Here is an 11,907-nt window from a genome sequence, read left to right as displayed (position 1 = left end):
GACCGGCCGGCCGGTGTCATCCCGGCCCAGCCCCGGCCGCCCGGTGCCGGGCACCCGGTCGCCGCCGCTCCCGCGGGGCAGCCGGAGCGCGCGCAGCAGCCGGAGTAGCGGCGGGGCCATGTCGGTGGGCGGGGTGCACGACGGCCCCCGCCGACCGGGTCGGCGGGGGCCGGTGTTGAGGTGGTGCGGAGGTTCGGGCGGTCAGAGGCGTCGGCCCCGGCTGACGCCCAGTCCCGCCAGGGCCAGGGCGGTCAGGCATGCGACGATGCCGACGACGATGTTGCTCACGATCGCGGGGGTGATGAACGCGGCGTTGCCCGCCACGACCCACGGGGTCACGATCGTCCAGAGGGCGAGACCGAGCGCTGCCCAGCTCATGGAGTGCGTCCGCTCATACGCGGGCCCGAAGCCGCCGACCAGGCAAGCGAAGGCGACCCCGCAGATCAGGTTATTGATGGCCAGGGTGGTGAAGCCGTTGAAGCCCACAATCCATGGTGAGGCGGCCAGATAGACGCCACAGAGGACGGCAAGGGCCTCGACGGCCTGGGCGGCGGGGGTCGCCGTCGTCTCCTCGGAGTGGGCGCGGAGCGCCATGATGTCCGGGTGCTGATCGATCCGGGGCGACGTAGGGGCGGTCACGTCAGCCACCTTCTTTCCGTGTGGGTCGGACCTGCTTGCATTTTAACCCAATTGCCCGTTAATTCACCCTGTTGGCGGTAGGAAGTGACACCTGGTCCGAAGGCGCGGCATATCGACCCCTCGGACGGGGAAGGCTATGCGGTCAGGAACCGCACCCCAGGGGGGAGAAACCCGCCATGGAAGAGCCCACGAGGGCGCAGGAGCGCGAACGCCCCGCCGGAGCCCCGGAAGCACCCGCGAGGGCGCGCCGGGCCGACCGGGACGATCGCCCCGGTCACCACCACACCGGCGACGAGGACGACGCGGAGTCCCACATCGTCCGCGGCGTGGACTGACGCTCACGGGACGTTCCCCGGGCGGAAAGATCCACGTGGCCCGCGCCACGCGCAGGACGCCGACAACAGGCGTATGCGTGTCGTCATCGTCACCGAATCGTTTCCGCCCGACGTCAACGGCGTCGCGCACTGCGCCTGGCAGACCGCCCGGCACCTGCTGCTGCGGGGACACGAGCCGCTCGTGGTGGCACCTGCCGCCCCACAGGGCACCGACGGGCCCGATGCGGGGGCGGGCGGGTCCGGCCCGTGCCGCGTGGTGCGCGTGCCGTCGGTGCCGATGCCCGGCTACCGGCAGATCCGCGTCGCCCTGCCCAGCCGCCGGCCCGCCGCCGTGCTCGCGGCCCACCGGCCCGACATCGTGCACCTCGCCAGCCCCTTCGTCCTCGGAGCCCGGGCCATGACGGCCGCCGCACGGCTCGCCGTGCCCGTCGTCGCCGTCTACCAGACCGACCTCGGCGGCTACGCCCGGACGTACCTCGGCATGGGCGAGGGCTACGCCTGGCACCGCATCCGCACCATCCACCGCGCCGCCGACCGCACCCTGGCCCCCTCCGCGGCCGCTGCCCGCGACCTGGCCGCCCACGGCGTGCCCCGGGTGCGGCTGTGGCCCCGTGGCGTGGACTCCGAGCGCTTCCACCCGGCCCGGCGCGACGTGGACCTGCGCCGCGCCCTCGCGCCCGGCGGCGAGCTGATCGTCGGCTACGTCGGCCGCCTCGCACCGGAGAAGCACGTCGAATTACTGGCGCCCCTGTGCGCCCTGCCAAACATCCGCGTCGTCGTCGCGGGCGACGGCCCGCATGCGGGACGGCTGCGCGCCCTCCTGCCCGGTGCGCGCTTCCTGGGCACCCGCACCGGCGACGAACTCGCCCGCATCTTCGCCTCGCTGGACGTCTTCGTCCATCCCGGACCGCAGGAGACCTTCTGCCAGACCCTGCAGGAGGCGCAGGCCAGCGGCGTGCCCGTCGTCGCCCCCGCCGCCGGCGGTCCCGTCGACCTCGTCGACCACGCCCGCACCGGCCTCCTCGTCCGCCCCTATGACGGGGAGGCCCTGCGCGACGCGGTCCTCACTCTGGAGGCCGGGCGCCGCACCCGCGCCGCGTACGGCCGCGCCGGCCGCGCAGCCGTCCGGGGCCGCACCTGGGAGGCGGTCGGCGACCTGCTGCTGGAGCACTACGGGGAGGTGCTGGCGCGGCGGGCCGGGCACGGGGTCCCGGCGTGAGGACTGCCGTCCCGGGGCACCGCGGAGCCGGCACCCGCGCCGGTACCGGCCCGTGCGACGTCCCTTCGGCGTGCCGCCCGTACGGGCCGCCCGGGCCGCGCACGGCTCATCCCGCCCGCCCCGCTCGTCCCCGCGTCGGCACGAACCGCACCGGTGTTCCCGGCCGGGCCTGGGCCACCGCGGCGAGAGCCGGTCCGGGCACCACGCCGACCACGGGATAGCCCCCGGTCGTCGGGTGGTCGGCCAGGAAGACGACCGGATGCCCGTCCGGCGGGACCTGCACCGCCCCCAGCACCATGCCCTCGCTGGGGAGTTCCCCGGTACGGGCCCGGGCCAGGGCGGGCCCCTCCGTCCGCAGGCCGATGCGGTTGCTGGCCGCGGAGACCCGGAAGCCACCGCCCGGCAGCGTCACGGACAGCGCCTCCGGCGTGAACCAGTCGTGGCGCGGCCCGAGGACGACCGGCAGCACGAGCCCGCCGACGGGCGGCCCGGGCCAGGGCACGGCGTCGGCGCCCGCCGACGGCCCGCAGGGGTCGCCGAGCGGCAGCGCGACACCGTCGGCCAGGGGCTCCGGCCCCAGTCCGGACAGCAGGTCCCGGGAACGGCTGCCCAGCACCGGCTCCACCGCGACCCCGCCGGCGAACGCGACGTAGCTGCGCACCCCCGCACTCGCCGCCCCCACGTCGAGCACCGCCCCCGCGGGCACGCGCACGGCCGCACCCCACGCCACCGGGCGGCCGTCGACCAGCACCGGGCAGGGCGCCCCCGTCACGGCGACGGTCACGGCCGCACCGGCCCGCACCGCACAGCCGCCCACGGTGGTCTCCAGCGTGGCGCAGTGCGCCGGATTGCCGACGAGACGGTTGGCGATGCGGTGCGCCGGTTCGTCGAGGGCGCCCGAACGCGGCACGCCCAGGTGGGCGTGGCCCGGACGGCCCAGGTCCTGCACGGTCGTCAGCGCCCCGGCCCGCACGACGGTGACGCTCCTCATGGGCGCTCCTCGAAGCGCACCCGCGTACCGGGCGCGAGCAGGGCCGCGGGCTCCCGCCCGGGGTCCCACAGCACGGCGTCCGTCCGGCCGATGAGCTGCCAGCCGCCGGGGGAGGAGCGCGGGTAGACGCCGGTGTACGGGCCGGCCAGGCCCACGGACCCGGCGGGCACGGCCGTGCGCGGGGTGGCCCGGCGGGGCACGTGCAGCCGCTCGGGCAGGCCCGTCAGATAGCCGAAGCCGGGCGCGAAGCCGCAGAAGGCGACGCGGAACTCGGTGCCGGTGTGCAAGGCGACGACCTCGTCCTCGCCCACGCCCCACAGCGCCGCGACCTCCGCCAGGTCGGCCCCGTCGTAGCGGACGGGCAGCACCACGGGCTCGGCGCCGGCGGCCGGTAGCGGCGGAACGTTCCAGGACGCCAGGTCGGCGGCGAGGGCGTGCGGGTCGGCGAGGCCGTCCAGCAGGACGGTCCGGGCGGCCGGAACGATCTCGCGCACCGGCGGCAGGGCGCCCGCGGCGCGCCGCCGCAGCAGCTCGGCGTGCAGGGCCTGGGCCTCCTCGGCGGTGGCGACCTCCACCAGCAGGGCCTGCGGCCCGACGGGAAGCGCCCGCAGCGGCGCGGGCCGCCCGGCGCCCGTCACGCGAACGCCTCGACGCGGACGCCCGCGGCCGTCAGCCCCTCCCGCACGCGCCGCGCGAGCAGCGCCGCCCCGGGGGTGTCGCCGTGCACGCACAACGAGCGGGCGCGGACGGCGACCTCCTCGCCGGTGAGCGCGGTGACCGCCTGCTCGCGGGCCAGCCGGACGGAACGCGCGATGACGGCCTCGGGGTCGAGCACGACGGCCCCCGGCTGCCGGCGCGGGACGAGCGTGCCGAGGGCGGTGTAGGCGCGGTCGGCGAACGCCTCCGCCACGACGGGCAGCCCGGCCCGGACGGCCGCCTCGTGCAGCTGCGAGCCCGGCAGGCCCAGCACCGGCAGCGGTCCGCCGGCGCGCAGCACGCCGGAGACCACGGCGGCGGCCTGCTCGGCGTCGGTGACGACGCGGTTGTAGAGCGCGCCGTGCGGCTTCACGTACGTCACGTCGGAGCCGGCGGCCCGGGCGAAGGCCCGCAACGCACCGATCTGATACGTGATTTCGTCGGCCAGCTCGTCGGGGGGAACGTCCATGGCGCGGCGTCCGAAGCCGGCGAGGTCGCGGTAGGAGACCTGCGCGCCGATGCGCACGCCGCGCTCGGCGGCGCGCTCGCACACCCACCGCATGGTGGAGGGGTCGCCCGCGTGGAAGCCGCAGGCGACGTTGGCGCTGGTGACGGCCGACAGCAGGGCGTCGTCGTCCGTCAGGTGCCAGCGGCCGAAGCCCTCGCCGAGGTCGGCGTTGAGGTCGAGCACGGGCAGCGCGGCGGGGTGTGCGGTCATCGGTCTGCCTCCCGCATGGTGTCGAGGATGAGCCGGCGGGCGTCGTCCAGATAAGCGGTCAGCTCCGCCTCCGCCCGGGCGTGCTCGCCGCCGGCGAGCAGCTGCGCGAGGGCACGGTTGCGGGCCACGAACGGCTCGTGGAAGTGGCGCGGCGAGGGCATCTCGTGGAAGGCCAGCCGCAGTTCGGCCAGCAGCCGGTCCATCGCCGCGTCGATGCGCTCGCTGCCGGCCAGTGCGGCGAGCGCCCGGTGGAAGCGCAGGTCGGCCGAGCCCACCTCCAGCCAGTTCCCCGCGTCCGCGGCCAGCTCGGCCTGCGCCACCGCTTCGGCGAGCGCCTCCCGGCGTGCGGCGGGGGCGGTGCCGGCGGCCCGTACGCCCGCGGTCTCCAGGGCCTCGCGGACCCGGTAGATGTCCGTGACGTCGGCGGGCTCCAGGACGCGGACGAACACGCCGCGGTTCAGCAGGTGCACCACCAGGCTCTCGTGGACCAGCAGCCGGAACGCCTCGCGGAGCGTGTTGCGCGACACCCCGAGCTCCCGGCCCAGGGCCTCCTCCGACAGCTGGGTGCCGGGCGGCAGCGCGCCGCCCTCGATGCGCTCGCGCAGCGTCGCGGCGACGCGCTGAGCGGTGGACCGGGCCATGGCGTCTCCCACGGACTCGACGGAGTGACCGCTTCAGCCGGTACCGGGGAACCAGCCGTCTCGGCCTTCGACGGGTTCAGCATTGCCTATTGAGGATTGTTGAACAATATCTTAGCGTCCTCCGCAGTCGCCTCACCTCGTCGAGTGAGGTCCGAGAATGCGGAAGGCCCACGCATGCTCGTACTCCTGGGCGTCCTCGTGGTGGTGGCCGGCTTCGCCACGAGGCGCAACCCCCTCCTGGTGGTCGGCGCGGCCGGCATCGTCACCGGCCTGCTGGGCGGGCTCTCCCCGCAGCGGGTCCTGGCAGCCTTCGGCACCGGCTTCGCCTCCAGCCGCGCCGTGACCGTCTTCGCCATCACCCTGCCCGTCATCGGCCTCCTGGAACGCCACGGACTCCAGGAACAGGCCCGCGCCCTCCTCGCCCGCTTCGCCGGGCTCACCGCCGGCCGCTTCCTCGCCCTCTACCTCCTGCTGCGCCAGATCACCGCGGCCGTCGGCCTCGGCGGCGTCCTCGGGCACGCCCAGACCGTGCGCCCGCTCGCCGCGCCCATGGCCGAGGGGGCGGCGGAGCGCCGCCACGGACCGCTGACCGACCGGGCGCGGGAGAAGGTGCGTTCCTTCGCGGCGAGCGCCGACAACGTCGGCTTCTTCTTCGGGGAGGACGTCTTCCTCGCCGTCGGCTCGATCCTCCTGATCACCGGATTCGTCAACACGACCTACCACACGCACCTGGAGCCGCTGGACCTCGCGCTCTGGGCCGTCCCGACCGCCCTGTGCGCCCTCGCCGTCCACGGCTGCCGGCTGCTGCGGCTCGACCGCGGGCTGGAACACGCCCTGCGGCCCGCCCCGGAGCGCGCCCGTCCCGACGGAGTGGCCCGATGATCCGAGCGGAATGGTTCTTCTGGCTCGTCGGCGGCGTCTTCCTGGTGATGGCCGCGCAGATGCTCACCGACCGGAGCAACCCCCGGCGCCTGGGCACCGCGGCCTTCTGGGGCCTGCTCGGCCTCGGCTTCTGCTACGGCACCTGGGTGGCCGAGAAGAAGGCGCCGGCCGAACCGCTGGGCGCCGCCGTCCTCGTCATGGCCGGCCTCGCCGGCTTCGGCTTCACCGGGCGCGGCACGCCCCGCACCACCACGGCCGCGGAGCGCGCCGCCGGGGCGCGGAAGCACGGCAACGGGCTCTTCGTGCCCGCCCTGACCATCCCCCTCGTCGCGCTGGTCTGCGCGGTCGGCGTCAAGCGGCTCCACGTGGGCGGCGAGCCCGTCCTGCAGAAGGGCAGCGAGACCGTCCTGGGCCTCGGCATCGGCTCGCTCGTGGCCCTCGCCGTCGCCATGGTGATGCTGCGCGAGAAGCGTCCGTCCACGCCCCTGCACGCGGGACGGTCGATGCTGGAGTCCATGGGGTGGGCCATGCTGCTGCCCCAGCTGCTGGCCACCCTCGGGGCGATCTTCTCCGTCGCCGGGGTCGGCGACCAGGTCCGCAGGCTCACCACCGCGGTGCTGCCGGAGGGGTCCGTCCTCCTCGGGGTCGTCGTCTACTGCACCGGCATGTTCGTCTTCACCGTCATCATGGGCAACGCCTTCGCCGCCTTCCCCGTGCTGACGGCGGCCGTCGGCTGGCCGGTGCTGGTGGAGCAGGCGCACGGCAACCCCGCCGCCGTGCTCGCCGTCGGCATGCTGGCGGGATTCTGCGGCACGCTCGTGACCCCGATGGCGGCCAACTACAACCTCGTCCCCGCCGCCCTGCTGGAGCTCAAGGACCAGTACGGGCCCATCAAGGCACAACTTCCGACCGCTTTCGTCCTGCTCGGCTGCAATATAGCCATCATGTTCGCTTTTGCGGTCTGATGGTGCGATCAGGTCCGGTCGAATCCGGCCCGGACCGGACCTGATCGCTCCGGTGCGCGGACCCGGGCCCCTGTGAACGGGTGTGCGGGGGCCCGCCCTAAACTGGAGCGCCGCACTCCGGCGGGCCCGTGCCGTTTCGTCCGTTGTCGGTGCGACCGCCTACTCTGTGCGACGTGACTTCTGCAGCCCCGGCGGCCGTTCCGCCCCAGCTCAACGGGCCCTCACGCCCAGCCCCGGGCCCGGCCGCCGACGAGGGCCTGGCCCGGCGGCTGCGTGCGCTCGCCTGCACCGCCCCCCTGCACGACCTCGACGTGCGCAAGGCCAACCTCGCGGGCGAGTTCGGCGTCTACGCCATGGCGGAGGTGGCGCTGGCCGCCATCGACCTCGTCACGCTCACCATGGACTTCGACACCGGCGCCGACCACGAGCAGATAGTCACCAGGCTCCAGCCCCGCGTCGCCGCCCAGGCGCCCGAGCGGCCCCACGGCGAGCACGAGCGCGTCGCCCGCTGGGTCCTGGAGAACCTCATCAACGTCGGCAGCGTCGACCGCGGCTTCCGCGCCGTCTACGGCACGTTCGGCGCCGACGGCGCGTACGTGCGGCGCGACTACGACTTCAAGCTCATCGAGGAGGTCCCCGGCCCCGGCGGCACGGTCTTCCTGCGCACCACCGACGAGGCCGTCAACGTCCTCGTCGGCGCCCTCGACACGGACGTCACCAGCGCCCAGATCGCCGCCGAGGTCAAGCTGGAGGTCCTCATCAGCCGCGGCCGGCTGGCCGACGCCCAGCTCGCCGCCGAGCAGGCCCGCTACCGCACCGTCCAGTACGCCGAGACCCTCCGCAAGACCCTCGACGCCACGCGGCGCAACGTCCGCGCGGTCGACTGGCTGCAGGCCGTCCCCGACATGATCGCCGAGGCCCTCGACCACGTCGCCGACCGCTACCGCCACGAGAACGCGATCCTCACCAACATCCGCAAGGCGCGCGACGAGGCGGAGGACCCCGAGAACAAGCGGCGCGCCGCCGAGCTCGTCGACATCGTCAAGGACTGCATCCGCCGCCACACCCAGCTGCAGTCCCGCCTCCTGGAGGCCGGCCCCCTCTTCCGCGCCGAGCAGGACCGTCAGGCGTTCGCGACGCCCACCGCCCGCTCCGGCCTCGACCTGTACGGCCAGCTCCTGGCCCCGCTGCTGCCGCTGCCCCTGGAGCAGGCCGGCCGCGTCACGGACGCCTTCTTCGCCCGCGGTACGGGTCTGCGCACCCCCGCCTCGGTCCGGGTCGGCGACCTCGTCGAGATGCTGCTGACGCCGCCCGCCGAGCGCGAGCACCTCGGCGCCGAGATGCCGGAGCCCGACCTCGTCGAGACCCCCGACGACAGCCGGTTCAGCGAGGAGCAGCTGGCCGTCGCCATGGAGCTGCTGTCCCTTCCGCCGGACGCGCCCCGCCGCCTCTCCGGCCTCCTGGCCGAGGCCCGCCGCCAGGACCCCGAACTGCCCTACCTCGTCGCCCTGCTGGCCGTCCACGCCGCCAGCCCCTCGGTCGGCACGGCCTACCGCCAGGGCGAGCAGTCCCTGTTGTTCGCCGTCGACGACGGCACCGTCCTCGACGACCCGGAGTTCGGCGGCGCCGACCTGATCGTCGGCACGGCCCTGCTGGACGCGGCCGGCATGGCCGCGGACCGTTCGGAGGCGTCGTGAGCCGCCGGGCCGGGCTTTCGGGGCCCGCCCGCTCCACGGCGCCGAACCCCCCGGGTGACGGCCGGTCCGGCACCGCCGGGCCACGCCGCGGTGGCCGAGCGCCGCTGCGGCGGGCCGTGGGCCCCGGGGCCGGGGCGGAGCCCCGGGAAACGGCGAAAGGGCGGGACCGGGGCCCACTCCCGCCGCGACGGCGCGCAACCCCCGCGGCGCGGCCCGGCGGTGCCGAACCGCCCCCACCCCATGGACTGACCCCCAGCAGGAGCACCCACCGTGACTGAGTACGACGCCGACGCCCCGGCCGACGAGCCCGTCGTCGGCGGAACCGGCGAGACCGGCGAGACCGGCGAACCCCGAGCGGCGACCGGCACCGCACAGGTGACCCCCGCCGACGCCGCCGACGCCGCGCGCCTCATCGCGTTCGGCCTGCAGCCCAAGCTGCAGCCCGCCCGCGACGCCGACTACGCCGAGCTGCTGCGCCGCCACCGCGACGACCCCGCCTTCGCACGCCTCGCCGACGCCGTCGCCGCCGGCCTCGGGCTGATCGTCCTGGAGGTGTCCACCCGGGCCGGCATGGCCGTCACCGCCGCCGAGGACTCCGTCTTCGCCGTCCGCATGGGCGACTACGCCCGCCGCGCCACCGCCGACTCCGGAGACCGCTTCCTGCACGGCCTGGCCCACCTCGCCGTCGCCGCCATGGCCTTCCCGCGCCCCGAGGACCTCGCGGACGACGGCTACATCGGCCGCATCACCGTCAACGGCGTCGACGCGTTCGTCCGCCAGGCGTGCCGCCGCCTGGAGGAGAAGGCCGCCGCGCAGGGCGAGAACACCGACCCGGCCACCGACGCCCCCGCCCTGGAGGCCGCCTGGCGGGTCTACGCCCGCCGCAGCGCCACCGGCGCCACCAAGGACGCCCGCCGCCTGGCCGGCTCCACCACCGGCATCATCGCCAAGGCCGTCGCCTTCCTCGTCGACTCCGGCTTCCTGCAGCGCACCGGCGACGACGCCGGTGGCGCCTTCCGCACCACGGCCCGCTACCAGCTGCAGGTCCGCGACATGGCGGGCACCGCCGCCATGACCGAGCTGCTGGAGCTGGGCGTCGTGCCGGTCGGCGACGGCAGCGCCACCCTGCTCCCGCCGGACGACACCGACGACCTCGACCTGGTCGCCGACGCCGGCCTGCCCTTCCACTCGTAAACCGTCTCGTCAACCGTCAAACCGTCAAACCAGCGACAAACGAGAGTCCGCCGCCATGTACGAGCTGTCCCGGGTCCGCCTCTACTCCATCGGACCCGCCGGTGCGCGCTACGCCGACACCGTGCTGGACCTGCGCGGAGTGGGCGCGCCGGTGCCCTCCCCCGCGCCCGCGCAGGCGGAGTTCTTCGAGGAGGAGCCGGTCGGCCCGCCGCGCCGCCCCGCCCCCGCCGGCGTGCTCTTCCTGGAGAACGGCGGCGGCAAGTCCGTCCTCCTCAAGCTGATCTTCTCGGTCATGCTGCCGGGCCACCGCAACACCCTGGGCGGCGCCAGCTCCGGCGTGCTGCGCAAGTTCCTCCTCGCCGACGACTGCGGCCACGTCGCCCTGGAGTGGCAGCACGTCGTGACCGGCGAGTCCATCGTCGTCGGCAAGGTCAGCGAGTGGCGCGGCCGCCAGGTCTCCAACGACCCGCGCAAGTTCGCCGAGGCGTGGTACTCCTTCCGGCCCGGCCCCGGCCTGAGCCTGGACGCGCTGCCCGTCGCCGAGTCCACCGCCATGCGCCCCACGGCCGACGGCGCCTCCGGCGCGCGCGGCCGCCGCCGCACCATGAAGGGCTTCCGCGACGCCCTCACCGAGGCCGGCAAGGCGTACCCCAACCTGGACGTGGTGTGGGAGGAGATCCACGAGCGCTGGAACGAGCACCTCGGCGAGCTCGGCCTGGACCCCGAACTCTTCCGCTACCAGCGCGAGATGAACGCCGACGAGGGAGAGGCCGCCGGCCTCTTCGCCGTCAAGAACGACTCCGACTTCACCGATCTGCTGCTGCGCGCCGTCACCGACACCCGTGACACCGACGGCCTCGCCGACCTCGTGCACGGCTTCGCCCACAAGCTGGGCCGGCGGGCCGAGCTGACCGCCGAGCGCGACTTCACCGCCGGCTCCCTCGACCTGCTCTCCCGCATCGGCGAGGCCGGCGGCCGCCGCGAGCAGGCCCGTGGCGTGCACGCCGCCGCCGAGCGCCGCACCCGCGTCCTGGCCCGCAGCCTGTCCGGGCGCGGCGCCGAGGAGCGCGGCCGGGCCGTCGAGCTGGCCGAGCAGGTCGCCGCCGCCGCGCACGCCGTCACCGACGCCGAGTCCGAGCGAGGCCGCCACTCCCTGGTCGCCGCCGAGCTCGCCTACCGCCACGCCTCCCTGGCGCTGGCCGCCGCCGAGAAGGCCGCCGCCGCCCAGCGCCGCGAGCTCAACGACGCCCGTACGCTGCACTCCGCCTGGCAGGCCGCCGAGACCGTGCTGCGCCACCGCGCCGCCGCCGACCGCTCCGCGCGCGTGGCCGCCGCCATCCACGAAGCCGAGCGGGACGCCGCCCCGGCGCTCGCGGCCCGCTCCCGGGCCGCCACCGAGCTCGTCCGCGCCCTCAACGCCGCCGCCGAGCAGGGCGAACGGCTGGCCAACGAGCACGAGGAACGTTCAGCCGTCCTGCAGGAGACCGGCGAGGCCGCCCACCGCGACGCCACCGCCGCCGCCACCGAGGCGCAGCGCGCCCGCAGCGAGGCCGGGCACCTGCGCCAGCGCCTGGCCGAGGTCGAGCAGGAGACCGCCGAGGCGGTCCGCGCGGGCTGGCTCGACGACAGCGCCCCCGACGCCGACCCCGCCCGCGCCGCGCTCGCCGCCAGCGACGCCGAGAAGCCGGCCGTGGCCGCGTACGAATCGGCCCGCGAGACGGCCCGCCAGGCGGCCGAGCGGGCCAAGGAGGCGGCCGCCGCCGAGACCCGCGCCGAGCTGGCCGCGGCCCGCGCCTCCGACGCCGCCACGGCCGCCGAGTCGTCCTACGGGGCCGAGCGCCGCGCCGCCGAGTCCATCGCCTCCGACCAGCGCGTCGTCGAGCTCCTGGGCCTGCCGCAGGACCCGGCCGCCGGCCGGCTGCCGGCGCAG

Annotated in this window: 11 protein-coding genes and 1 pseudogene; 7 read left to right on the top strand and 5 right to left on the bottom strand. The window is 75.7% G+C overall.

The annotated features are described in order from the left end of the window. Positions 1-201: 201 nt before the first annotated feature. A complete protein-coding gene (locus LE181_RS27555; RefSeq protein ID WP_225664214.1) occupies positions 202-639 on the bottom strand; it encodes an SPW repeat protein in 438 nt (145 codons plus the stop codon). 176 nt (positions 640-815) lie between these two features. On the opposite strand from LE181_RS27555, the gene LE181_RS27550 reads away from it, so the two are divergent. Next, positions 816-974, top strand: a complete 159-nt coding sequence (locus LE181_RS27550; protein WP_225664213.1) for a hypothetical protein — start codon at positions 816-818, stop codon at positions 972-974. A gap of 73 nt (positions 975-1,047) precedes the next feature. Continuing rightward, on the top strand, positions 1,048-2,193 hold the full coding sequence (locus tag LE181_RS27545) for a glycosyltransferase family 4 protein (protein ID WP_225664212.1): 1,146 nt from the start codon (positions 1,048-1,050) through the stop codon (positions 2,191-2,193). A gap of 106 nt (positions 2,194-2,299) precedes the next feature. Here LE181_RS27545 and LE181_RS27540 read toward each other — a convergent pair whose 3' ends face one another. The 4 genes from LE181_RS27540 to LE181_RS27525 are packed head-to-tail and all read right to left on the bottom strand — an operon-like array spanning position 2,300 to position 5,239. After that, positions 2,300-3,184, bottom strand: coding sequence for a 5-oxoprolinase subunit C family protein (locus LE181_RS27540; protein ID WP_225664211.1), 885 nt, complete (start codon positions 3,182-3,184; stop codon positions 2,300-2,302). Further along, the gene (pxpB, locus tag LE181_RS27535; RefSeq protein ID WP_225664216.1) at positions 3,181-3,795 is read right to left on the bottom strand and encodes a 5-oxoprolinase subunit PxpB; all 615 of its coding nucleotides are present in this window, start codon (positions 3,793-3,795) and stop codon (positions 3,181-3,183) included. The genes LE181_RS27540 and pxpB overlap by 4 nt, the downstream gene beginning before the upstream one ends. Positions 3,796-3,818: 23 nt before the next feature. Beyond that, the gene (locus LE181_RS27530) at positions 3,819-4,598 is read right to left on the bottom strand and encodes a LamB/YcsF family protein (RefSeq protein ID WP_225664210.1); all 780 of its coding nucleotides are present in this window, start codon (positions 4,596-4,598) and stop codon (positions 3,819-3,821) included. Next, positions 4,595-5,239, bottom strand: a complete 645-nt coding sequence (locus tag LE181_RS27525; protein ID WP_225664209.1) for a GntR family transcriptional regulator — start codon at positions 5,237-5,239, stop codon at positions 4,595-4,597. Before LE181_RS27525 ends, LE181_RS27530 begins: the two co-directional genes overlap by 4 nt. 174 nt (positions 5,240-5,413) lie before the next feature. Between LE181_RS27525 and LE181_RS27520 the strand changes: the two genes are divergently transcribed. The 5 genes and pseudogenes from LE181_RS27520 to LE181_RS27500 all read left to right on the top strand — a co-directional run. After that, positions 5,414-6,121, top strand: a complete 708-nt coding sequence (locus LE181_RS27520) for a DUF969 domain-containing protein (RefSeq protein WP_225664208.1) — start codon at positions 5,414-5,416, stop codon at positions 6,119-6,121. After that, the gene (locus tag LE181_RS27515; RefSeq protein WP_225664207.1) at positions 6,118-7,086 is read left to right on the top strand and encodes a DUF979 domain-containing protein; all 969 of its coding nucleotides are present in this window, start codon (positions 6,118-6,120) and stop codon (positions 7,084-7,086) included. Before LE181_RS27520 ends, LE181_RS27515 begins: the two co-directional genes overlap by 4 nt. A gap of 173 nt (positions 7,087-7,259) precedes the next feature. Beyond that, on the top strand, positions 7,260-8,783 hold the full coding sequence (locus LE181_RS27510) for a hypothetical protein (protein WP_225664206.1): 1,524 nt from the start codon (positions 7,260-7,262) through the stop codon (positions 8,781-8,783). A gap of 270 nt (positions 8,784-9,053) precedes the next feature. Beyond that, positions 9,054-9,977, top strand: coding sequence for a hypothetical protein (locus LE181_RS27505; protein WP_372458513.1), 924 nt, complete (start codon positions 9,054-9,056; stop codon positions 9,975-9,977). 55 nt (positions 9,978-10,032) lie between these two features. Beyond that, positions 10,033-11,907 (top strand): annotated as a pseudogene (locus LE181_RS27500) (hypothetical protein); the annotation flags it as partial.

Origin of the sequence: Streptomyces sichuanensis (assembly GCF_020328095.1) — a bacterium.
Lineage (GTDB): Bacteria > Actinomycetota > Actinomycetes > Streptomycetales > Streptomycetaceae > Streptomyces > Streptomyces cinnamoneus.
Note: the sequence above shows the minus strand (reverse complement) of the source record. Positions and strands in the feature narration are given on the sequence as shown.